Annotated in this window: 21 protein-coding genes; 10 read left to right on the top strand and 11 right to left on the bottom strand. The window is 40.1% G+C overall.

What is annotated here, in order from left to right:
- Positions 1 to 257 precede the first annotated feature (257 nt).
- The gene (gene icd, locus B1202_RS02835) at positions 258 to 1,511 is read right to left on the bottom strand and encodes an NADP-dependent isocitrate dehydrogenase (RefSeq protein WP_078189061.1); all 1,254 of its coding nucleotides are present in this window, start codon (positions 1,509 to 1,511) and stop codon (positions 258 to 260) included.
- 189 nt (positions 1,512 to 1,700) lie between these two features.
- Here icd and B1202_RS02840 point away from each other — a divergent pair, with 189 nt between their 5' ends.
- Together B1202_RS02840 and B1202_RS02845 are read left to right on the top strand one after the other, a co-directional pair.
- On the top strand, positions 1,701 to 2,489 hold the full coding sequence (locus B1202_RS02840; RefSeq protein WP_078189062.1) for an rRNA large subunit pseudouridine synthase E: 789 nt from the start codon (positions 1,701 to 1,703) through the stop codon (positions 2,487 to 2,489).
- 141 nt (positions 2,490 to 2,630) lie between these two features.
- On the top strand, positions 2,631 to 3,659 hold the full coding sequence (locus B1202_RS02845; protein WP_078189063.1) for an ELM1/GtrOC1 family putative glycosyltransferase: 1,029 nt from the start codon (positions 2,631 to 2,633) through the stop codon (positions 3,657 to 3,659).
- A 296-nt stretch (positions 3,660 to 3,955) separates the two neighbouring features.
- Here B1202_RS02845 and B1202_RS02850 read toward each other — a convergent pair whose 3' ends face one another.
- Positions 3,956 to 4,471 (bottom strand): hypothetical protein, encoded by a 516-nt coding sequence (locus tag B1202_RS02850; RefSeq protein ID WP_228145122.1) that lies wholly within the window; start codon positions 4,469 to 4,471, stop codon positions 3,956 to 3,958.
- A gap of 61 nt (positions 4,472 to 4,532) precedes the next feature.
- Positions 4,533 to 6,236 (bottom strand): M61 family metallopeptidase, encoded by a 1,704-nt coding sequence (locus tag B1202_RS02855; RefSeq protein WP_078189064.1) that lies wholly within the window; start codon positions 6,234 to 6,236, stop codon positions 4,533 to 4,535.
- A 180-nt stretch (positions 6,237 to 6,416) separates the two neighbouring features.
- Between B1202_RS02855 and B1202_RS02860 the strand changes: the two genes are divergently transcribed.
- The 3 genes from B1202_RS02860 (at position 6,417) to B1202_RS02870 (ending at position 9,754) form a co-directional block, all read left to right on the top strand.
- On the top strand, positions 6,417 to 7,730 hold the full coding sequence (locus B1202_RS02860) for a D-alanyl-D-alanine carboxypeptidase PBP6B (protein WP_078189065.1): 1,314 nt from the start codon (positions 6,417 to 6,419) through the stop codon (positions 7,728 to 7,730).
- Positions 7,731 to 7,833: 103 nt separating this feature from the next.
- Positions 7,834 to 9,135: an NAD(P)/FAD-dependent oxidoreductase gene (locus tag B1202_RS02865; protein WP_078189066.1), complete on the top strand. Its 1,302-nt coding sequence runs from the start codon at positions 7,834 to 7,836 to the stop codon at positions 9,133 to 9,135.
- 136 nt (positions 9,136 to 9,271) lie between these two features.
- Positions 9,272 to 9,754, top strand: coding sequence for an FKBP-type peptidyl-prolyl cis-trans isomerase (locus B1202_RS02870; protein WP_078189067.1), 483 nt, complete (start codon positions 9,272 to 9,274; stop codon positions 9,752 to 9,754).
- 155 nt (positions 9,755 to 9,909) lie between these two features.
- Here the strand turns inward: B1202_RS02870 and B1202_RS02875 are convergent, their stop codons facing one another.
- From B1202_RS02875 to B1202_RS02900, 6 genes are all read right to left on the bottom strand, one after another.
- Entirely contained in the window at positions 9,910 to 10,689 is a 780-nt protein-coding gene (locus tag B1202_RS02875) for a M48 family metallopeptidase (RefSeq protein ID WP_078189068.1), read from the bottom strand.
- A 112-nt stretch (positions 10,690 to 10,801) separates the two neighbouring features.
- A complete protein-coding gene (locus tag B1202_RS02880; protein ID WP_078189069.1) occupies positions 10,802 to 11,110 on the bottom strand; it encodes a hypothetical protein in 309 nt (102 codons plus the stop codon).
- 97 nt (positions 11,111 to 11,207) lie between these two features.
- Positions 11,208 to 12,011 carry a M48 family metallopeptidase gene (locus B1202_RS02885; RefSeq protein ID WP_078189070.1) on the bottom strand — a complete coding sequence of 268 codons (804 nt, stop codon included), beginning with the start codon at positions 12,009 to 12,011 and terminating at the stop codon, positions 11,208 to 11,210.
- Between the two features lie 562 nt (positions 12,012 to 12,573).
- On the bottom strand, positions 12,574 to 13,893 hold the full coding sequence (locus B1202_RS02890) for an adenylosuccinate synthase (RefSeq protein ID WP_078189071.1): 1,320 nt from the start codon (positions 13,891 to 13,893) through the stop codon (positions 12,574 to 12,576).
- Between the two features lie 66 nt (positions 13,894 to 13,959).
- Complete coding sequence (locus tag B1202_RS02895) at positions 13,960 to 15,126, bottom strand: ATP phosphoribosyltransferase regulatory subunit (protein WP_078189072.1); 1,167 nt, start codon at positions 15,124 to 15,126, stop codon at positions 13,960 to 13,962.
- Between the two features lie 321 nt (positions 15,127 to 15,447).
- On the bottom strand, positions 15,448 to 15,903 hold the full coding sequence (locus B1202_RS02900; RefSeq protein ID WP_078189073.1) for an Lrp/AsnC family transcriptional regulator: 456 nt from the start codon (positions 15,901 to 15,903) through the stop codon (positions 15,448 to 15,450).
- Between the two features lie 142 nt (positions 15,904 to 16,045).
- Here B1202_RS02900 and B1202_RS02905 point away from each other — a divergent pair, with 142 nt between their 5' ends.
- A complete protein-coding gene (locus B1202_RS02905) occupies positions 16,046 to 16,792 on the top strand; it encodes an AzlC family ABC transporter permease (protein ID WP_078189074.1) in 747 nt (248 codons plus the stop codon).
- Positions 16,789 to 17,088, top strand: a complete 300-nt coding sequence (locus B1202_RS02910) for an AzlD family protein (protein ID WP_078189075.1) — start codon at positions 16,789 to 16,791, stop codon at positions 17,086 to 17,088. Before B1202_RS02905 ends, B1202_RS02910 begins: the two co-directional genes overlap by 4 nt.
- 158 nt (positions 17,089 to 17,246) lie before the next feature.
- On the opposite strand, the gene B1202_RS02915 is transcribed toward B1202_RS02910, so the two are convergent.
- The gene (locus B1202_RS02915; protein ID WP_078189224.1) at positions 17,247 to 17,549 is read right to left on the bottom strand and encodes a hypothetical protein; all 303 of its coding nucleotides are present in this window, start codon (positions 17,547 to 17,549) and stop codon (positions 17,247 to 17,249) included.
- 200 nt (positions 17,550 to 17,749) lie between these two features.
- Complete coding sequence (locus tag B1202_RS02920; protein WP_078189076.1) at positions 17,750 to 18,778, bottom strand: type I glyceraldehyde-3-phosphate dehydrogenase; 1,029 nt, start codon at positions 18,776 to 18,778, stop codon at positions 17,750 to 17,752.
- Positions 18,779 to 18,908: 130 nt separating this feature from the next.
- Here B1202_RS02920 and B1202_RS02925 point away from each other — a divergent pair, with 130 nt between their 5' ends.
- The 3 genes from B1202_RS02925 to B1202_RS02935 all read left to right on the top strand — a co-directional run bounded on the left by B1202_RS02925 (position 18,909) and on the right by B1202_RS02935 (position 24,379).
- Positions 18,909 to 19,736: a hypothetical protein gene (locus B1202_RS02925; protein ID WP_143221560.1), complete on the top strand. Its 828-nt coding sequence runs from the start codon at positions 18,909 to 18,911 to the stop codon at positions 19,734 to 19,736.
- Between the two features lie 322 nt (positions 19,737 to 20,058).
- On the top strand, positions 20,059 to 22,752 hold the full coding sequence (alaS, locus tag B1202_RS02930) for an alanine--tRNA ligase (protein ID WP_171262572.1): 2,694 nt from the start codon (positions 20,059 to 20,061) through the stop codon (positions 22,750 to 22,752).
- A 346-nt stretch (positions 22,753 to 23,098) separates the two neighbouring features.
- Positions 23,099 to 24,379, top strand: coding sequence for an aspartate kinase (locus B1202_RS02935; RefSeq protein WP_078189079.1), 1,281 nt, complete (start codon positions 23,099 to 23,101; stop codon positions 24,377 to 24,379).
- Positions 24,380 to 24,553: the final 174 nt, after the last annotated feature.

Below are 24,553 nucleotides of genomic sequence, written 5' to 3' on the forward strand. Positions count from 1 at the left end.
AATCCCCCTCTATTTTCTGCATTACTTAAGTTCACTCGAATAGTGTGGTTTTAAACTTTTAGTAACATGACAAGCATGCCAGACCATTAGAATAACAGCGTGAAGTCATTTTTTTATCTCGTCTTTTTTAATGGCATTGAGTAACCCTTTTTCTGTGTGTTTAATTAATTCCCATAAAAAAGGACTGAATCATTCAGTCCTTTTTACCTAGCCTTTTTATACATCTAGCTTTTTTACACCTAGATTAGCAAATAAACTTAGTCCATATGCTCAATGATGGCTTGTCCAAACTCCGAACAACGCAAAAGTTTTGCACCTTGCATGAGTCGTTCAAAATCATAGGTTACCGTTTTGGCTTCAATCGCCCCCGCAATACCTTTAATAATTAGATCTGCCGCTTCTGTCCAGCCCATATTTCGCAGCATCATTTCTGCAGACAGAATAATAGACCCTGGGTTTACTTTGTCTTGACCTGCATATTTAGGCGCAGTGCCATGTGTCGCTTCATATACTTGCACAGCGCCACCAATATTGGCACCCGGTGCAATACCAATGCCGCCAACTTCTGCCGCCAAAGCATCTGAAATATAGTCACCATTTAAATTTAGGGTAGCAATGACTGAATAATCGGTCGGACGCATCAGAATCTGCTGTAAAAAAGCGTCCGCGATCGCATCTTTAATCACGATCTCTTTGCCCGTTTTCGGATTTTTTATTTTGACCCAAGGACCGCCATCTAGTAATTCACCACCAAAGCGCTCAACTGCGACTTCATAGCCCCACTCTTTAAATGCCCCTTCGGTATATTTCATGATATTACCTTTATGCACCAAAGTGACATTCGGCTTATCGTTATCAATAGCGAATTGAATAGCTTTACGTACCAAACGCTGAGAACCTTCTTTAGATACAGGCTTAATACCAATACCACAATTTTCCTCAAAGCGAATCTTGGTGACGCCCATTTCCTCTTTGAGAAATTTGATCATTTTCTTGGCTTCAGGCGAATCTGCTTTCCATTCAATCCCTGCGTAGATATCTTCTGAGTTCTCTCGGAAGATCACCATGTCTGTACGTTCAGGATGCTGAACAGGTGAAGGAACGCCCTTAAACCAACGTACTGGACGCACACAGACGTAGAGGTCTAATTCTTGACGTAACGCAACATTTAGCGAACGAATGCCGCCACCGACAGGCGTCGTTAACGGCCCTTTAATTGAAACTACAAATTCGCGTAAAGCCTCAAAGGTTTCTTCGGGCATATAGGTGCCATAAATTTTATTGGCTTTTTCACCACAATAAACTTCCATCCATTCTATGGCACGTTTTCCACCATACGCTTTTTGTACTGCGGCATTCACCACGGTTTTCATCACGGGCGTGATATCGACGCCAATACCATCGCCTTCAATAAATGGAATAATTGGATTATTGGGAACATTGAATGATAAGTCTGAATTTACTGTAATTTTTGTCCCATCCACTGGAACGACGATCTTCTGATAACCCATTTTTATGATCCTCCCTGAGAAGCGAGTGAAAAAATAATTGCTGTTTGATAAGACTTTTAATTGCGCTTCACGCATAATACTCTAAAGCAAATCTACCTTTTTTGAGATTTAGATGGGAAATAGCTGCATTTCCCTATTGAATAAATCTTAACCAATTTGAATTATTGTATTTAATAGAAGTTATTTCCTATGAAAATCGTCATCTTAAACAAGCCATATGACGTGCTCTCCCAATTCCGTAAAGACGAAGCGCATATGACCATATCTGACTTCGTGGACGATCCTAGTCTACGTATTGCAGGTCGTTTAGATATGGACTCTGAAGGTTTGGTATTTTTAACTGATCATGGTGGTTTAAATCAGTACATTACCAACCCTGAAAATAAAAAGTTCAAAACCTACTTAGTGCAAGTCGATGGCGACATCACAGAAGAAGCACTTGAGCAATTACGTAAAGGCGTTGAGCTGAAAGACGGTATGACGTTGCCAGCCAAAGCCATCAAAGTACAACAACCAGAATGGTTATGGGAACGTGATCCTCCTGTACGTTTCCGTGCAAACATTCCAACCTCTTGGGTTGAAATCCAAATTTGTGAAGGCCGTAACCGCCAAGTTCGTCGTATGACTTCAGCAGTGGGTTTCCCAACTTTACGTTTAATTCGTACACGTATTGGTGCAATCGATTTAGTTCAATTGGCTTTAGAGCCAGGTGAAACCAAAGAAATTGAACCTTTACTTTACCCGGACTTTCAAAATGTACCTGCAGAAGAACCTTACCGTTCGCGCTCTTATGTGAAAAAACCAGGCGGTACAGGTGGTAAGCCAATGGTTCGTAAGAATAAAGATGGCTCAGTGAAAAAGTCTGGTACAAAACGTATTTGGCAAATGGATGAGAGCGAAAAACCAAAACGCCGTACCAATGGTACAACTCGTCCGAATACCAAAGCCCCACGTGGCCGCGGTCGTAACGGACGTTGATAAAAAGCTTCAAAAAAGGCCTACATTTGATGTAGGCCTTTACATTTTTTTATAAATTTAACAATTATTTAAGATTAATTTCATATTTCATCTCTAAAATAAGCTATAACAATATAAACGTTGATTATTTGAACATCAAAAATGAGCAGCACATCTACACACAATAGAAGCAAAGTATTAATTATTCATGACAACCGAATTGGACATTTAAATCCAGCTATCGCAGTCAGTGAAATGATTGAGAAGCGCTTTTATCTACAATCTGAGCAGTTTGCAATCCCCACTTTACCTAAACGTACAGTGAGTATTTTTAAGAAATTGTCTCATTTCCCAAATTTGTTTCGCACACTCGGGCGCTTATACTTTAAATTCTTGCCACGAAATTTAGAGCATACCGACGTTATTGTCTGTTCAGGTATGCCAAATTTAATTTATGCCGCTTATTTATCTCAACGTTTCAATATCCCGCTTATTTATGCAGGTGGGACACGTAAATTTAATTGGCGACTTATTGATTGGACGATTACAACGATTCCCGAAGATCATTCAGGTCGACAAATCATTATTCCTACAGGTGCTGTACCTTCTAAAATTACTCGCTTAGCGCATATTCCGTCGAATCATGAAGCATGTCTGTTAATAGGTGGACCGACAAAAGAGTACCCTTTTACCCATCAAGACTTTGAAGAGATGATTCAGCAATTTGTTCAATTCGCAGATCAACATCAAATTCAGGCTTCGGTCGTATGTTCTCGTAGAACGCCTGCGTTATCAGAACATGTAATTCAAATGTTAAAAGATAAAAATATAGAGCTTGTAAATACCTGTTCCAAAACTTCTATTTGCGATGTTTTAAAGCGAAGTGAATATATTTTTGTGACTGAAGATAGTGCAACGATGTTATCAGAATCGATCCAAACCGGTCGTATTGTGATTTCAGTTTGTCGTGAAGATTCTAAAAAAGATGAAATTATTCAAAATTATTTAGATCTTGAATTAATACAACGTAAAACTATTGGGCAGATTACTGAAGCTGCTTATATCAAGCCAAAATTAAATGCTCAGCATATTGAACAAATCGTGACTCAACAACTTGCAGAAGACTTGAGGGCAAAATCCCAAGAACTCAGTTTTTATAAATGTCATGCAAAAAAAGCTGTTATTTATTAATTAAAGATTTTATTCGGTAGAAATTAAAGCTCACTTAGGCGGGCTTTTTTACTATTTACTTTAACTAATCATCTAAATACATGTTTACATGAAAAAAGGGGAATTTACATTTCTTGGATACAATTGCATGAATAAATCTCTTTGAATTTTCACCCCATTTTTACACTCATAAGAAAGATTGAAGAATTCATCTAATATTTTGTTTAAATTCAATTGATCAACCAATTTTGTTGATAGATGTAATTTAATTTTATAGGTTTCTGATCTTTTCAAAACATCTATTTTCTCCAAACACTCTAGACTATTTTTTCAATAATTTTAAAGTGATAGGCTTCTTCACCTAAGTTTTCTAAATTTAAATATATAGTAATAAATATAACATTATTGTAAATATACTCACCCGAGCTATTATCAGCAGACAGATCATTGCCAAAAGCAGCTCTTGCGTGAAAATCTGAAATAAAAATTTTTGGAGATAACAGTTTTCGCTGTTCCAACTGTTGTTCTTTTTGTGTTTGAACCAACTGTTTTTGCTGCTCAATTCCATTTTTCATTACTTCAATTTGCAACTGTAGCGCTTTTTCTTGCTGTTCCAACGCTTTAGTATTTTGATCTAATTGTTTACCCTGCTGGAGATAACCGAGTATTAACCAAAGAAAAGCAACTGGAGCAAAGATACCTGCAAGGAAGTCCCCTAGTGAATTCAGCTCTCTATTGGTAAATACAAAATTGTTTTGAACGCAAAACAGTCCTATAACTAAGAACCAAATTACAGTTATCGAAATTCCAATTATTAAATTTTTACTATTCATTTTCTAATAAAAAACCCATACCTAAGTATGGGTTTTACATGAAAATTAAATACTTATCAAATTAAGCCTTCAACCACTTCTCAGCTTTAGCCTGATCTTCCACTTTAAGTTCCACTTCCGACAATTCTGAGCCTGCAGCTTTCACTTCAAAGCTCATCAGTTCATCGCGGCGGAATGCTAGTACGGTATAAGTTCCGTCTTGCTTGGCATATTTTTCTGCCAATTTAACCGTCGCTTTTAAACCATCAATTGCAATAATCACATCATTTGCAGACAAGCCAGCTTTTGCCGCTGCACCATCACGGCGAGCAGACTGAACCAACATACCTTCAGGCTTATCAGCCAGTTTTAAACCAAATGGCAAGGATTTGTCATTTTTTAGCGTATAGCTTAAGCCAAACTCTGGGAACAACTGATCTAGCGGCAATTCATCTGTAGTATTAATCAAGTGATTGATTTGTTCTAACCAATCATCACCTGTTAATTCATTACATAAATTGAAAATTGTCCGTTCATTGACTTGAATTCCATTTTGCGCATTTTCATATAGCTTACGCATTAAGGCATCAAGACTCGAACCACGTAGGCGTAAGCCAAGATCTAAACACAGCGCCACGAGGCAGCCTTTGTTGTAGTAACTGGTACCTGCGTTATTTGAGTTTTCATCCTTACGGTAGAATTTCACCCATGCATCAAAGCTTGATTCAGCAACAGTTTGAATTTCACGACCCGGATTTTGCAAATAGCGATCAATTTGTGCTTTTAAAAGCTTGATATAAGAATCCTGATTAATCACACCGCTACGCAGCAAGATCAAATCATCATAATACGATGTGAAACCTTCAAAAATCCAAAGCAAAGAGGTATAGCCTTCTTTGTTCAAATCATAATTCACAAAGTTTTCTGGACGGATAAATTTTACCAACCATGAGTGGAAATATTCATGACTGCATAACCCTAAGAAACGCTGATAATCTGCCGATGGCTCTACAGGTTCACTGGCTTTTGGCAAATCATCACGCGGACTAATTAAACTTGTACTGTTTGGATGCTCTAAACCACCATAGCTATTGGCCGTTGCCATGGTCATAAAGGTATAGTCTTTAAAAGGTGCCGAACCAAACATCGAAATTTCAGTCGAACATATTTTTTCGATATCTTGCTGCATACGCTGCGCGTTCATGGCATGTTTGCCCGACACCACAAATTCGTGTGGAATGCCGTTGGCTTCAAAACTAAAACGGGTTTGTTCCGCCAGTTCAAATGGTGCATCAATTAACTGAGCATAGTTATCTGCATATAAGGTATAACGACCTTTCACTAAACTTTTTGACTTTAATCCTGTCGCAAGTTGGAAATGTTTTAACTTTGGTGGTAAGAAAACTTCAACCTCAATGGCTGTATCTTCTTGGTCAACTAAACCTAAACATGCGCAAGCTGGATTGACATATAAACGGCTTTGATCAACATAAGCCCCACGGACCGACAAATCGAAGGCATATACATCATATTCAACCGTGATCAACTCATGATCTGTATTGAATAAGCGCCATTTATTTTTTTCAAATTTTTCAATTTGTAACAAACGCCCATCTTCATCATATGCTCGAACAGCTTCGATATGCTTCGAAAATTCACGGATTAAGTAACTTCCGGGAATCCAAGTAGGCAGAGAAAGCACCTGTGTAGGATTTGCTAAGAAACGTGCAGTGACATGGACTAGATGTTGACGATAATCGTCAAATTCGATTTGATAATGCAACATAATGGGCGATATAAAATAAATAAAAGATAACTTATCAATTAGATTAACATTTTTTACAACTGAATGCGGAACTGTCGCAATTGTCTACAATTATGACTAGTCAGCAGAAAAAAAAAGGCATAGCATGCCTAAAAATTTTTTCGTTTTACCACCAACGGAATGGTTGGTTAAGGAACCTCATTGAAACACGTGATCTACTTCATCGCGCTGCTTAGTTTTCTATGCTCCACGATAGCAAATGCTGCCCTTTTAAATATTGTCCCTGAAACTGTTGAAGCTGAAGCTTGGACCATTTTAGACCCTCAGTCGGGTCAGGTGATTGCAGAACATAATAGCCATGTTCAGCGTGCCCCTGCTTCGCTTACCAAAATGATGGTGGCTTATATTGCTTTAAAGGAGATTAAAGCAGGTCATTTAAAGAAAAATGAAATCCTGACCGCCACCCCAGTCGTGCAAGTGGTTCAATGGGATGAATCACAAATGTATCTCAAAGCTGGTGAACAAATTTCAGTTGATCAGCTTTTGGCAGGCCTTGTGGTCATGTCTGCCAATGATGCCGCAGTAACCTTAGCTGAACGCATTTCTGGTGATATTCCAAAATTTATTGAACGCATGAACAAAGAAGCCAAAGCTTTGGGCATGAATGACACCAATTTTCAAAATCCAGCCGGCATTACCATGCCAGAACATTACTCTTCGGCGGCTGACCTTGCACGTTTAGGGCAAGCGCTAGTGACCGAAACACCTGACTATTTATATTATTCAAAACAACAAAGTTTTAGTTATAACCAACGCTTCCACCGTGCAACCAATATCTTATTAAAACAAGATCCCACCGTGGATGGCTTAAAAACAGGTTTTACCAAAGCTGCAGGTTATAACTTAGCCTTAACAGCCAACCGTTTGATCGCGAATCCTGACGCGCCAGAACGTCGTTTGATTGTTGTGGTATTAGGGGCGAAAAGTGGCTTAAAACGTGCTGAAGTAGCTCACAGCCTCATGAACTTGGCTTATACCTATACCCGTAATGAAGTTGCAATCAAAGATAAGCAATTAATTGCAGAATTACCTGTGGTTAAATCAACCTTGAAAATGTTTAAGGTGGAAACTCAACAACCTAAACTGATTACAACTTCACTTTATGATCAAGCTTATGCCATCGATTTAAAAGCTTTTGACCCTACACAGCAACGTATTCTTTTAAATACAGGCAATGGCCAAATTCAAGCCATTGAACCACTTCACGAAACACAGACTAAACTGAGTGTTGAAGTGAATGAAAAAGAACTCACTGCGCCATTGGCTGAAGTGATGAAATTAGCCACCGTTACGGTTTATCAAAATAATCAGCTGATCAATACCTTTGATATCGAAGATGACGTGCAAATTGAAGAAGCCAATATTTTTGAGCGTTTTATGATGTGGATTAAAGGCCTTTTTAGCATCTTTAATACGGATGCAGCAGAAGTTAAAACCTACCCTTTAGGTCAATGATGTGATTATGTAACTTGTAAGACAATTCGTTATTCGTGCAAAAAAGAAGATGGCATACTCGTGCCATCTTCTTTTTTTCAACAATAATAAAATAGGTAATTCAATGAATAACGCTGATGACTCCAAGTTACACCATATTGTCATTGTCGGTGGTGGTGCCGGTGGTTTAGAACTGGTCACCCAACTCGGTGATTTACTCGGTAAAAAAAAGAAAGCGCGCATTACCCTTGTTGAAATGAAACTCACGCATGTCTGGAAACCCCTCTTGCATGAAATTGCCGCAGGGACGATGTCAGTCAGCGAAGAAGAAATTAACTACTATGCACATGCTGCGAAGCATCATTATGAATTTGTCTTGGCTAAGTTTGAAAATGTTCATCCTGCTGAAAAAACCATTCAGCTCAGCAAAGTTCAACAAGGAAAATATGAATCTACTCAAGAACAACTGCAACTGAGTTATGACACCCTTGTTCTTGCTTTAGGCTCAGTTTCTAACGATTTCAATACACCGGGCGTGTATGAACATTGCCACTATTTGGACAGCCTACAACAAGCTGAAATCTTCCAACAAGATCTCTTACAGTTATATTTGGATGCGCAAAATAGCAATACAGCACGTGAGTTAAAAATTGCCATTATTGGTGCAGGTGCGACTGGCGTTGAACTCTCCGCAGAATTGGTCGAAGCCAAACATAATTTTTATAAATATGGTTTAAATAAAATACATCCGCAAAGCGTACAGATCAATTTAATTGAAGGTGCTGATCGGATTCTGCCTGCACTCCCTGAAAAAATGGCCGAGCATGCACAGCAGCAATTAAAACGCATGAAAATTGAAGTCTTAACCTCTAAACGTGTGGAAAAAGTCGATGCTGAACATGTTTATTTTAATGATGGCAGTAAAATTAAAGCTGAACTGAAAGTATGGGCTGCAGGTATTAAAACACCAGAAGTGATATCGAAGCTTGAAGGCTTTGAAAAAGACCGTATGGGGCGTTTGAGTGTATATGCAACACTACAAACCAAAGCACACCCTGACATTTTCGCGTTTGGTGATTGTGCACATTGTCAACCGCGTGCAGATGAACCCGTCCTCGGCCCACGCGCTCAAGTGGCAAGCCAACAAGCGTCTTTTCTCGTTGAATGCTTAAAAGCACGTATCCGTGGTCAGCAACTCCCTATGTTCGTATTTTCAGACAAAGGCTCCTTAGTCTCATTAAGCAAGCATAAAGCAGTTGGTGAACTTTTAGGTCAGGTCAATGTTCAAGGCTTTGTTGCCAAATCAATGTATGTTTCATTGTATCGAATGCATCAAGCCACAATTTACGGCTACGCACATGCAGGACTATTAACGGCTAAAGATTTTGTTACACGAAAAATCGCGCCTAAAATTAAATTGCATTGAAATTTACAGATCTGCCCCGATTAATGAAAAAAGCATCATAAACATTTAAAAATTGCATTTTTTTGATAAATTTAGTCTACAAAAATGCAATTTCACTTTATGATGTAACCCTTAAAAAATTGAATGGATCAATAACATGACTGCTATTGCAAATAACTCTGTGGTTTCTTTCCACTACACATTGACTAATGCAGAGGGTGAAACTCTCGACCAATCTCAAGGTGAGCCACTAGCATATTTGCACGGCGCTGGTAACATCATTCCAGGTCTTGAAAAAGCACTTTTAGGCAAAACTGTTGGTGAAAAATTCACTGTAACTGTTCCTGCTGCTGAAGGTTATGGCGAATACAACCCTGACCTAGTTCAAGAAGTTCCTGCTCAAATGTTCCAAGGCGTGGACAACATCCAACCTGGTATGCAATTCCAAGCTCAAACTGATGACGGCGTTCAAATTGTGACAGTTAAAGCGGTTGAAGGCGACAACGTTCTTGTTGATGCAAACTTCCCACTTGCTGGTCAAGATTTAACTTTCGAAGTTGAAATCGTAGAAATCCGTGAAGCTTCTGCTGAAGAACTTGAACACGGTCACGTACACGGTGCAGGCGGTCACCACCACTAAGATCTTCTGATCTCTAGTGCAAAAAGGCAAAGTTTTTACTTTGCCTTTTTTATTGCGCTTAAAATGGGTACGCCATATTAAAACTTTTCAAACTATTGAATACAAAAAAGCAGACCATAGCCTGCTTTTTTTAAATGGATAATTAATTCATAATATTAACGACGTTGGTTATAAATCTGCTGCGCTGCAGGCAGATTTTTACGCATCGCTTCAATACGTTGTGAGTTTGATGGATGCGTAGACAGGAATGATGAACCACCCGCACCTTCAAGCTTATTCATTTTTTCCCAAAGCGTAATTGCCGATTGAGGGTTATAACCTGCACGTGCCATTAACATTAAGCCACCTTGGTCAGCACGGCTTTCCAAAGAACGTGAATAAGGCAAACCTACACCAATTTGGCTACCTAACTGCGCAGCTGCAGTGCCCAATTGACCGACATTATTGCCTGCGGCACTTAAACCAATATTCAGCGCAAGATCCGTTAAGGCTTGAGCACCCAATTTACTTTTTGCATGTTCTTCAAGAGCATGGACCATTTCATGTCCCATAACTGCTGCAATTTCTGCATCGGTTAAATTTAGTTTATTGACGATACCTGTATAGAATACAACTTTACCGCCCGGAGCCACAAAGGCATTGACTTGGTCTGATTTCATGACTGCCAATTGCCATTGGAACGCTTGACCCGTTTGGTTCATTTGGTCTGCAAATGGTCGAAGTTTGAGGAATACTGAATTAATTCGTTTATACGTGCTTGATGAGGTATCTAACTGATTTTTAGAACGCGCATCCGTCACCATCTGGTTATAACTTTGTGTTGCTTGCGCGTTCAATGTAGCAGTATCCGCTCCTGCCATATCTGCTACTGTCGCACAGCCCGAAATCGTCATTACACCGGCCATACACAGGCTCGTTAGAATTATTTTTTTCATTTAGGCTACTCCAGACCATTAAAATATAAGTAAATTTATGGATATTATATTCTTATGGTTTGGAGCTTAAAACGAAGTTATAGCGACTTATAATAGTATTTATGTAATTTTTTTAAGCCGAAAATTGAAGAACTAACCAATAAACTAAACAAACCACATTCAACCCCAAATACACATGCATTAATGGCTTTATTTTTTCTTCCAACTGCACATTTTTTCGTTTAAAAAATAAGACAGCATTTTGTATCAAAACTATAGGTACAAGGATACAGGCAATAATCACCGACAACCCAATCAGGGCTTGATAAATCAATTGTGGATCTTGAGTTTGGGCACGAATGATCATCATAGCAATAGTGGGTGCTCCCCCCATCGCAAATAATAAAGAATAAAAAATGGTCGTCGAAATATTCTTTTGCATCCTGCACTTCTCTTCCTAATTCAAATTGCATTTTAGCAACTCACCACAAAGTGTATAGCGTACTAAAATGCAACTTTAGTCTTGAAAACAGCCGATATTAACGACGTACACTCGAAGGTGTCGCATTTTTATAATATTGCTGTGCTTCTGGCATCATTTTTTGCATAGCAGCAATACGATCATTATTACTTGGGTGTGTAGACATAAATTTGCTCAGTGCATCATTGCCACTGTTGTCATTCGCATTCATTTTTTTCCACAACGAGATCGCTGCTTCTGGGTTATATCCAGCTTTTGCCATCATCACTAGGCCACCTTTATCCGCGCGGCTTTCCAAATTACGCGAATACGGCAAGCCCACACCGAACTGACTACCCAAATCAAGCAAGGTTGCACCATAGCCACCTGCAGCATTGCCTACATATTGTGAACCGATACTCACCGCAAGATTGGTCAGTGCTGAAGCGCCAATTTTATTTTTTGCATGTTCTTCTAAGGCATGCACCATTTCGTGGCCCATGATTGCTGCGACTTCATCATCCGTGAGTTTGAGCGTTTCAACAATTCCTGTATAGAAAACAACTTTGCCGCCGGGTGCAACATAGGCATTGATTTCTTTAGACTTAATCACAGCAACTTTCCACTCAAAAGCCTGACCCGTTTGATTCATCTGATCTGCAAATGGTTTCATTTTCCAGAAAACACGGTTTACTTTTTGATAGGTCGCAGACTTGGTATCGAGCACTTGTTTGCTCTGTGCGTCTTTCAGCATTGCGTTATAAGACTGAGTTGCTTGTAAGTTCAAAGATGCAGAATCGGCACCTGCAAGATCAGCAATTGTGGTACAACCTGACAAAGAAGCTGCTACGGCAAAGCATGCCAAAGATTTTTTATAATTCATCATGATCTCTAGTTATTTATAAAGAGTGTCAAATATATACAAAAAATTGACTGACTCAATATTTTTATGCTTATTTTTTTCAAAATCTTTATTTTTCCATTATTTAAATTTAATATCTGATGTTATCCGGTAAAAATAATTTCACATTTTTTAAATACTTTTAAGTATATTCGACGGAGTCTTACATCTGGGGTTTAAATAAAGGGATTAGCCTTCGGCTGGAGGTACACTTATGAAACAATGTTTCTCATTAGGCAAAATGAGAAGCGTGCTTCGCAAGGAAACCATCTTGCGGTGCAATGCACCTCACCGACAAAACTCGTTCACTAGTGTCAAATTATTCATAGTATTGCAAAAACATTTTTAATTAAAAGTTATCCTGTCTCAAACACTTGCGGATGACCTTACCGCGTATCATTCTTTTATTTGAATCAAATGGCACTTCGGATGTTACTGCGTATTATCAGCTAATAATACCTGTCGTTTTTTGAAGTTTTATTCTTCGCTCTATAAAAAAAGCCCCGCTTTCGCGAGGCTTTTGACATCTTAATTCAACAGCACATTATGCGTCGAATGGATGACGTAATACGATTGTTTCATCACGGTCTGGACCAGTTGAAATGATGTCGATTGGACATTCAATCAATTGCTCTAAACGTTTCACGTAGTTAATTGCATTTTGTGGCAATTGATCTAGTGATTTCGCACCGAAAGTAGACTCAGACCAACCTGGCATAGTTTCGTAGATTGGTTTTAAAGTTTCAAATGCAAGCGCATCAGAAGAACCTACACAACCAGAATCAGCTGCTTCGTAACCTACACAGATTTTCACTTCTTCTAAACCATCTAGAACGTCTAGTTTAGTTAAGCAAATACCAGAAAGTGAGTTTACTTCTACTGAGCGACGTAGAATTTCAGCATCGAACCAACCACAACGACGTTGACGACCAGTAGACGCACCAAATTCAGAACCTACTGTACCCAAGTGTTTACCGATCGCATCACCAACATCGTTAGCAGCATCATAAACAAGTTCAGTTGGGAACGGACCAGCACCTACACGAGTTGTGTACGCTTTAGTAATACCCAATACATAGTCAAGGTGTAATGGACCAAGACCTGAACCTGAGCTTACGCCACCAGCAGTTGTATTTGAAGAAGTAACATACGGATATGTACCGTGGTCAACGTCAAGAAGTGAACCTTGCGCGCCTTCAAACATGATTTTCTTACCTGCTTTACGGTAAGCATGAAGTTCGCCAGTAACGTCCATCACCATAGGTTCGATGACTTTACGCCATTCGTCACATAGAGCGATCACATCTTCAACTTTAACGGCTTCAACACCGAAAAATTGAGTCAATTGGAAGTTATGGTATTCAAGAAGCTCTTCAAGTTGAGCTTTAAGATGAGCACCACCACGAACCAAGTCAGCAACACGGATTGCACGACGAGCCACTTTGTCTTCGTATGCAGGACCGATACCACGACCTGTAGTACCAATTTTCGCATTGCCACGTTTTTTCTCACGTGCTTGGTCAAGTGCGATATGGTGTGGAAGGATCAACGGACAGTTTGGAGAAATACGTAGACGTTCACGTACAGGCACGCCTTCTTTTTCTAAAACTTCCATTTCGTGGATTAAAGCTTCAGGTGATAAAACAACACCATTACCAATTAAGCACAATACGTTGTCACGTAAAATACCAGATGGAATGAGGTGTAATACAGTTTTCTTACCACCAACCACAAGTGTATGACCTGCGTTGTGTCCGCCTTGATAGCGAACTACCGCAGCCGCTTGATCTGTGAGCAGGTCGACGATCTTACCTTTACCTTCGTCGCCCCATTGGGTACCAAGTACCACAACATTCTTGCCCATAATAGCCTCATTGCATCATGCTGTTAAAATTGGAAAAAACGTGTGTGCCCGCAGGCACATCCGCGATTAAATTTGTTTGATTGTCCACTCGCCATTTGCATTCACCAACTGGTGCGTTGCATATGGTGCTGAGCTTAAATCATCATTACCTAACAATTGAACCACACTGAACCCTTCGGTACGTGCTGCCTCAATTGCCTTTAATAAATCTGCTTCGATGCCTTTTGGTGCAACCAAAACTTGGCTTTTCTGAACTTGACCTGCAGTTAATGCATATAAGTCACAAGAGAAACCTGTTGCTGGACGCGCACGACCGAAGTGTTCACCAATACCGTCATAACGGCCGCCTTGAGCCAATGGCGCAGCGCGGTTTGGCGCATATACGGCATACATTAAACCAGTGTGATAGTGATATGAACGAAGTTCAACCACATCGATACCAATGTGTAAGTCTGGCCAACGGGCTTGGATTGCCGCTTGAGTCGATTTCACTGCATCAAAAGCCAGTTTAAATGCTTCATTTGCCAATACATCAGCCGTTAAATTGGCTTGCAATGCATCTAAGTCACTTGCAAAACGACCTAAAGTATAGAAGTCAGCACCATTTGGAATGCTTTGTGTGAATTCAGCAAGTTCAGGTAGCGCTTTACGTTGATACAAGTCAGATAACTGACGTTCAACCGCTTTGCTCAAGCCAGCTTGTTTTACCATGCTGCGGAATAAACCGACATGCCCTAAATCAAGATGGATACCATCTGCATGACCTGCTTTAGCAAGCAAGTTGATCATGACATCAATCAGTTCAACGTCAGCATCAATGCTGTCTGAACCAAATAATTCTGCACCCAACTGTAAAGGTGCACGTGTGGTATTAAAACCCTGTGGCTTAGTATGTAGTACTGTACCAGCGTAGCAATAACGAGCTACACCTTCGACAGGATGTACATGCGCATCAATACGAGCCACTTGTGGTGTCATATCGGCACGCACACCAAGCAAACGACCTGAAAGTTGGTCGATCACTTTAAAAGTGGCTAAGTCTAAATCTTGATTCGATTCTGAAAGAGAAGATAGAGATTCGATGTATTCAATGAATGGCGTGTACACCAACTGATAACCTCGAGATGCGAGGAAATCTAATGCTTCACGACGCAAAGATTCAATCACTTGCGCCTGTTCTGGCAGTACATCAGCTACACCATCAGGTAATAACCATGTCTCTGAAATGGGCATGTTGTAAACCTAAATTCTTGTCAGCGCGGAACAAATCCGCATAAAAAAATCGGGAGCACACCCGATTTCTCCTAGTTTAGCACGATAGTTTTACGCTTGCACACGACTTTTTCATAAAAGATGCTTCAGCATTCATTACTTCATCAACAGCTTTAGCTTTTACAACTAAATTGATGTTTATGCTTATATTTTAAAATCCTGTGAACGTTATTTTTTTAACCATTTGATAAAAAATAATAAGCATCCTACTTTCTATAGATGAAGTTTTAAACAAAGTTATAAATATGATCAGGCTCAATTACTTAATTTAAGACTCGAACATCAATCCAATGGAAGTGCTGTGGTTTGTTTAACAGCCTGTAACGGTATCTCTGTTTTTACATTTTGCACACTGGCGATCTGCGTTAAATGATGAATCTGAAACTTTCGATAGGCTTCTAAATCTGCCACGACGATACGTAAGAAAAAGTCACAATCCCCTGCCATGAGTTGACATTCAACCACTTCAGGCATCGTTTGAATTGCTGCGACAAAATCATTCACGGTTTTTGCATCTTGACCTTTTAGCCAAATCCGAGCAAACACTGTTAAACTTAAATTCAATTTTGACTGGTTCAGTAAAGCCACATATTTCTCAATATAGCCTTCATCTTCTAGTTGCTTAACCCGTCTCAAACACGGCGAAGGCGATAAACCAACAAGTTGGGCCAATTCATTATTTTGTAGTTTTCCATTTTGCTGTAATGCTTGCAAAATGCGTTTATCTATCTGATCCATCAATAAAGGCACTAAATTTCACAATAATCTTTATTTTAGCAATTTCATTGCACAATAAAAGCAATCTTTCATAAAATAGCTGCCAAATGCTGCTCAGATATCCATAAAATATTGCTTTCGATCTCGCTTCATGGAAAACGTCATGTTGATGTTTAGACAAAGTACACTCCATCACACCCATTCAGAGCATTCTATTGAGTTTAAACGAGGTCTAAAAACATCTATTCCCATGCTGCTGGGCATTATTCCTTTTGCATTAGTTTTGGGTGCTCAGGCAACCCATAAAGGCTTTTCTAGTTTAGAAGTTCCGCTTTTGACTGGCCTTAACTTTGCCGGTGGTTCTGAATTTGCCATTTTAGAAGTTTGGACCAATCCCCCTAATATTCTCATGCTGATGTTTATTACGTTTTTAGTGAATAGTCGGCACCTATTAATGGGGGCGAGCCTTGTCCCGTATTTAAGACATCTACCAAATCGTACGGTTTATACCGCTTTATTTTTTATGTGCGATGAAAGTTGGGCCGTAGGTTTGGCTGATGCGCAAAAAAAATCTAATGCTTTGGGAATTCAGCGCGCCTTTAGTTTAATGTTCTATGCAGGCTTATGCTGTGCTCTATATTTGATGTGGGTTGGCTTTACCACGCTAGGGGCAATGATCGGACCGATACTTGGCGATATTAGTCGACTTGGTTTTGATATGGCCTTCCCTGCTGTATTTCTTGTTTTACTGCGTGGCATGTGGAAAGGCTTTAAAGCAGCGCGCCCTTGGTTGGTCAGTTTGATTGCCGCATCTCTGGCGTATTTGTATTTCCCTGCGGGCTGGTATGTTCCGATTGGCGCAGTTACGGGTATTGCTTCTGCATTTTTCCTAATTGGAGATGATGTATGATCCACTCTAGCACCCTGATCGCCATCTTATTTATTGCCTTAACCACTTACCTGACCCGAATCTTGGGTTATGTATTACTGAAAAACCGTAGCCTCACCAACAAACAACGTCAAATTATGGAAGTTGTTCCCGGCTGTGTGTTGATCTCAGTGATCGCGCCTTATTTTGTCAAAGATAATCCTGCCGATCTGATCGCGATGGCCATTACCCTATTTGCAGCATCACGTTTTTCATTATTGCCTACCGTTGTGATTAGCATGCTTTCAGCAGCCGTGTTAAGACAAATTTTGATTTAGTCCCATACGATCATGCGTTGAAAAACGAGTGAACTACGATTTGAACCCAATGATGATGAATATTTGGAATCATTATATTGGATAAAAAAATACCCATACCTTGAGATCACATGCCTTCAGCAAATATCGAGGTATGGGCAGTCTTTTGTATTTTTTGATTAGCTTTGGTCTGTCTTGACCACTTTTGCCAAAAGGTTCACCAACTCTGCATTTTGCAATTCAACTTGCTGTAATTTGTGAGTGGTTTGATCTAAAACTTCTTGCTGGATATGCATTTTCTTTGCAAGGTCTTGCATAATTTCCAAAGTCTTTTTCAGGTTGGCTTCAAGATGCACCACTTTTTCTTCAAGTGGCAAGGTTTCATGCGCGGTAGATTGCGATACGTCGCGATTAAACTGTAGCCAAATTAAAAATATAACCGCTAGCGCCAATAATAAAATAAATCCCCAAAGTAACATCAACATCATGCTCAATACTCTTTATATCTTTCTTTGACTTTCATCTTAAACAATAAATCGGCTGTGCTTGAATATTTTTTAAAGTTTTTCAATATTTTCGAGATACATCAACGTCATTACGCATGATTTTTCATCTAATTTTAGAAAATAAAAAAACACCTATAAGCTAATAGATGTTTTCTATATCGGATAAGTTTGAATTTTTATAGAGAATGAAAACTTTCACATAAATCGAGTAAGCGGTTCGCATAGCCCCATTCATTGTCATACCATGCAAAAACTTTTGCTTGTTTTCCTACAACCATGGTTTGATTCAAATCGACAATCAATGAATAAGGTGAATGATTAAAATCGCTCGAGACCAAAGGTTCATCGGTTACTGACATAATTTCATGATAATCAAAACGTGCAGCTTTGCTTAACACTGCATTTAACTCATGTTTGGTGATGACCGATTGGGACACAAAACTTAAATCGATTGCAGCAACATTAATAGTCGGTACACGAATCGAATAGCCATCGATTCGATCTTCCATTTTCGGCATCACCCGTTTCAATGCCCCTAGAGCTGAAGACGTCGTTGGAATAATATTTTGACCAGAAGCTCGGGCACGACGTAAGTCACGATGTGCATGATCCAATACAGACTGATCCGCAGTCACAGCATGAATTTCTGTCATGAGTGCGGTGTCTATACCAAAGGCATCATCAATAATTTTGACTAAAGGCACCAAAGCCTGCGTGGTACACGACACACTCGAAATAATTTGATCCGTCGCTTTGACTTCATGATGATTAACACCATACACAATCGCAGCATCAACACTGTCAAACGGGGCCGCACCAATAATCACACGTTTAGCACCTGCACCAATATGCTGTGTGGCTGCCTCTCTCGATCGAAATAAACCTGTGCATTCGAGTACCACATCGACATTCAGTCGTTGCCAAGGTAAAAGACTTGGCTGTGGCTCATTCAACACTTGCACTTTGAGATGTGCTTGAGCACAAGAGATGTCTAGAAAAATCGCGCCATCTTGTTCAAGAATTTCGACTTGGCCTGCAAAACGACCATGCGTGGTGTCGTATTTAAACAAATGCACCATGGTTTCCACGTCAGCGACATCATTTATGGCAACAATTTCATAATGAAATTCTTTTGGATTTTCAAACCAAGCGCGTAATACATTGCGTCCGATTCGACCAAATCCATTAATTGCCACTCGCTGCATGACCAATCCTTCGTTTTGAAACAAAAATAAAGCATCTATATGTTAATGGATTTCAACACGAAAACGTTATCATTAATTTGTTTAATGCTTATTGGCTATAATTTATTTTTAATAAAAAAAGAGAACCGCAATGATAAAAAGAAACTTCAGCCTAAGAATTGGCCTGCACAAATTGCTCACGGCATTGAAGCTCCCGCAGTCAGTACCCTTCATCATGTGCATAGCGGCCTACTCTAACTTTAGTTCAGCAGCTGTGTTTCAGCCCTGTACTGCAAGCGACATTCAGAAAATCAAAATAAAATCAGCTGCGAGACCATCAGCAAAAAATTCGGCGCCGACAGAAGAACCCGCATTTTTTGACTGCATCTATGTGCAAAACAATAAATTCATTCTTAGCTTAAGCAGCCATTCTACCGGAACAAATCAAGATAACGCCGGCAACTATAATTTAACGCTCACACTGCTTCAGCCAGCAACGCTCAAGGTATTAAATCAATTTCAGCCCGTTAAACACATCATCCCGAAAACCCGCTTAGATGCTATTAAATTTGATCGAACCGCTTTTTCACTCCAACAAGATTTAGTCGGGATCGCCATGTATCAATCCCATATAGGCGGGATCAATTCATCTAGACGTGTGCTTAATCTGTATTCGATCAAACAGCAAAAGCATATTCAGCAAGTACTCAATGGCCTCACGACCCATTATCAAAGCAGCACACAAAACACAGCATGCGGAGAATGGCATACCTTAGAAATGAAACGCACCATTCATTTCACTGGAAAAATGAAGAATAAATTTCCAATTTTCAACATCAAAGAACAAATCAAAGAAACCGATTTCAACCGCCAATCATGCCGTGCAGAAACCGTTAGAGAACAAAATAATCATCAAATCCAATTTAATGGCGCGCACTATTCGATTCAGCACGTTCAATTAAATGATCCCGACCTTTAAAATACCAAGGGTATTTAAAATCAAACTTGATATGAATTTGCTGTTAAACATCAGCAAAAAACAGCTGTTCATCTTATTCAAAAAAACCTGTCAGCACTGAATAAAAATTAAGCAAAAAACTCACTTGATTCAGAGAAATGCATTAATTCAGATGAATTGTATAAAAAGTCATAGAGATAGCCGAAAATCATTGGTGACTACACCTTTTTCCGTTATAATTTAGCGTTTTTAAATTTTATGTCAGCATCTCAAGCCAGCTTTAAAATTTTGTAAGACTTGCTTGATATGCTATTACCAAATCGAAATTAGGAGAGACTTGGTTGTGAGTACTCGTTTTATGACATCAGCTGAAATTCGCGAAGCTTTTTTAAGCTACTTTGAATCGCAAGGGCATACACGTGTCGCGTCGAGTTCTCTGGTACCTGCCAACGACCCAACACTATTGTTCACAAATGCTGGTATGAACCAGTTTAAAGACTGCTTCCTTGGTCTTGAAAAACGTGACTACGTTCGTGCAACTTCTTCACAAAAATGTGTCCGTGCTGGCGGTAAACACAACGACTTAGACAACGTTGGTTATACAGCGCGTCACCACACGTTCTTTGAAATGTTGGGTAACTTCTCATTTGGTGACTACTTCAAACGTGATGCCATCACATTTGCTTGGGATTTCTTAACCAATGAAAAATGGTTAGGTCTGCCAAAAGATAAACTATATGCCACTGTTTACCATACAGATGACGAAGCATTTGATATCTGGAACAAAGAAATTGGTCTAGACGCTTCACGTATTATCCGTATTGGCGACAACAAAGGCGAAAAATACGCTTCAGATAACTTCTGGGCAATGGGTGATACAGGTCCTTGCGGTCCATGTTCTGAAATCTTCTTTGACCATGGCGACCACATTTGGGGCGGCTTGCCGGGCACGCCTGAAGAAGATGGTGACCGTTTCATCGAAATTTGGAACAACGTATTCATGCAGTTCAACCGTACTGCTGATGGTGTTCTGCATGCCCTTCCTGCACCTTCTGTAGATACAGGTATGGGCCTTGAGCGTATTTCTGCAGTTTTACAGCATGTAAACTCAAACTACGAAATCGACCTATTCCAAAACTTACTTAAAGCTGCTGCAGAAATCATTGGTTTAGATACCGCTGAACTTGAAGAAAAAGCGCAAGCAGAAAACAAACCAGTTGAATACCCTGCTTCACTTAAAGTTGTGGCTGACCATGCACGTTCTTGCTGCTTCTTGATTGCAGACGGTGTGAATCCTTCAAACGAAGGCCGTGGCTATGTACTTCGCCGTATTATCCGCCGTGCAGTACGTCACGGTAACAAATTGGGTGCAACTGGCTCATTCTTCCACAAAATGCTTCAACCGTTAATCAATGTGATGGGCGCCGCTTATCCTGAACTTGCTGCACAGCAAGCACGTATTGAAGCTCAGCTTTTAAAAGAAGAAGAACAATTTGCAAAAACTTTAGAGCAAGGTTTGAAATTGCTTGAAGGTGAATTGGCTCAACTTAAAGGTTCAGTGATTCCGGGCGAAACAGTATTTAAACTTTACGATACTTACGGCTTCCCGACTGACCTTACAGCAGACATTGCACGTGAACGTGATTTAACCATTGACGAAGCTGGTTTCGAAGTTGAAATGGCAGCTCAGCGTCAACGTGCGCGTGATGCTGGTAAATTTGCTGTCGACTACAACTCAATTGTGAAAGTTGAAGGCGAGACTCAATTTGACGGCTATGACGCAACTCAAGGCCAAGGTCAAATTGTTGCAATCTACAAAGACGGCGAACAAGTTGATGAAGTTTTTGAAGGCGATGAAGCGCTGATCGTTCTGAACCAAACTCCGTTCTATGCAGAAAGTGGCGGTCAAGTTGGTGATACAGGTATCTTCAAAAACGAAACTGGTATTTTTGAAGTTCAAGACACCAAAAAATCAGGCGGCGCTTTTGTACACCAAGGCATTGTGACCATGGGCAACTTAAAAGCGGCTCAAGCAGTTGAAGCGATTGTGAAAGCGGATATCCGTGAAGCAACTTCACGCAACCACTCTGCAACTCACCTGTTGCATGCAGCACTGCGCCAAGTTTTAGGTACGCACGTACAGCAAAAAGGTTCATTGGTTGCCAGCGAATTGCTTCGTTTTGACTTTGCCAATGACCAACCTGTTTCATTTGAACAGCTTCAAGAAATTGAACGCATTGTCAATGCCGAAGTGATTGCCAATACGGCTGTTTCAACTGAACTTTTAGACATCGATGCTGCCAAAGAAAAAGGCGCAATGATGCTGTTCGGCGAGAAATACGGTGACGAAGTACGTGTACTTTCAATGGGTACAACCAAAGATGAGAAAAACTTCTCTATCGAGCTTTGTGGTGGTATTCACGTAAAACGCACAGGTGACATCGGCCTATTCAAGATCACTTCTGAAGGTGGTGTTGCTGCTGGCGTACGTCGTATTGAAGCCGTTACTGGTACTAAGGCATTTGAAGCTGCGCAAAAAGCTGATCGTGACATTCATGCAATTAACGACTTGCTGAAAGCGCAAAAAGATCAAACTTTAGAAAAAGTAGAAGCTTTATCTCACACAGCATCTAGCTTGCAAAAGCAAATTGAACAATTAAACCAAAAACTCGCGAGCTTCCAAGCCGCTGAGTTATTGAGTCAAGTTCAAGAGATTGCTGGCCGCAAAACCTTAATCACCACGGTTCAAGGTGTAGATGCGAAATCACTTCGCAACTTGCACGACGGTGTGAAATCTAAGTTAGACAATGCTGTGATCGTGATCGCAGCGGTTGATGCCGACAAAGTGAGCCTGATTGCTTCGGTTGCTAAAGAATACACTGCTGCTGTAAAAGCAGGTGACATCATCAAACACCTTGGTCAAGAACTTGGCGGCAAAGGTGGTGGTAAACCTGATATGGCTCAAGGTGGTGCGCCGTATAGCGACAAACTTGAAGCAGTAATGACTGACCTCGTTGCATGGTTAGCTGCAAAATAAGACCAAAAGTCCTATAGCTCAAAGTGATTCACCTCCTTTGAGCAAATCAACAGGTTTAAGCAGTGTGTTTTTTAATGCTGGATCCTGCTTAAACACTGTTGATGCGTGAAAGCGCAAACTCAATCATCATGTTGAAACCAATATTCAACCTCTGACTAAATGATGAAAATGGAGTCTAAAAGGCTGGGTTCATGTGAATCCCCTGCAGACACAAAGTATCTATTTGAACTCCTCCTACCTTGGAGTTCATGAGCTACGTGGTATATTAAAATCGCGCTCAAGTGCGGTCTTAAAATATGTGTAAGTGCTTTAAGTCTTTAGACTTATTTACTTGGTAAGGATAGTTATGGCATTAATCGTTCAAAAATATGGCGGTACCTCAATGGGTACTCCAGAGCGCATTTTAAATGTTGCTCGTCGTGTAAAGCGTTGGCATGATCACGGTCACAAAGTTGTGGTTGTTGTATCTGCAATGAGTGGCGAAACCAATCGTCTACTTGCTTTAGCGAAAGCCATTACCGAAACACCTGATCCACGCGAATTAGACCAAATGGTGTCTACGGGTGAACAGGTAACGATTTCTATGTTAGCAATGGCACTTAACTCTATTGGTGTTGAAGCTAAATCACTTACAGGTCGTCAAGTTGGTATTAAAACCGACAGCGCATTTACCAAGGCGCGTATTGAAGCGATTGATACGGATGTATTGACTTCAAACCTTGACGCTGGACGTGTCATTGTTGTGGCAGGTTTCCAAGGCTTTGATGCTGAAGGTAACACAACGACTCTAGGTCGTGGTGGTTCTGACACTTCAGGTGTTGCATTGGCTGCTGCACTTAAAGCTGACGAATGCCAGATTTACACAGACGTTGATGGTGTTTATACCACTGACCCTCGTGTCGCTCCAAAAGCGAAAAAAGTTGATCGTATTTCTTTTGAAGAAATGCTTGAAATGGCATCACTTGGCTCTAAAGTCCTTCAAATTCGCTCTGTAGAATTTGCAGGTAAATACCAAGTGCCTTTACGCGTATTATCAAGTTTTGATAATGACGATGATGGCGCATTCGACGAAAACTTTAAACAAAACGTCGGGACACTAATCACCACTGAAGCGGAAGACAACATGGAACAACCAATCATCTCAGGTATCGCGTTCAACCGTGATGAAGCTAAATTAACTATTCTTGGTGTACCGGATAAACCGGGTATCGCTTCAAACATCCTTTCACCAATTGGTGATGCCAATGTTGAAGTGGATATGATTATCCAAAACGTTGAAGAAGACGGTACAACTGATTTCACATTTACAGTTAACCGCGGTGAATTACCAAAAGCGAAAGCCATTCTTGAAGCGACTGCTCAAGAAATTGGTGCACGTGAAGTTGCAACTCGCGCAGACATCGTTAAAGTATCGATTGTTGGTGTTGGTATGCGTTCACACGCTGGCGTAGCAAGCAAAATGTTTACTGCTCTTGCAAAAGAAGGCATTAACATTTTGATGATCTCGACTTCTGAAATCAAAATTTCAGTGATTATCGATGAGAAATACTTAGAGCTTGCTGTACGTGCTCTACACACTGCATTCGGTCTAGACCGTGAAACAGGTGAATCAAGCGCACGTGCTTAATTAACCTTGCTGTGTGTCAAAATTTGTCATTGTTAGACAGATTTTGAAAAACATCGTAAAAATTCAGAGCCACTATAGTTTTTTTTATAGTGGCTCTGTTATATTAAACCTGAGGATTTTAAAATTTACTCAGTTTGCGACTGTCACAATGATTGTTTCAGATGCACTGCTAAA

This window comes from Acinetobacter amyesii, from assembly GCF_002018365.1.
In the GTDB taxonomy this organism is placed as follows: domain Bacteria; phylum Pseudomonadota; class Gammaproteobacteria; order Pseudomonadales; family Moraxellaceae; genus Acinetobacter; species Acinetobacter amyesii.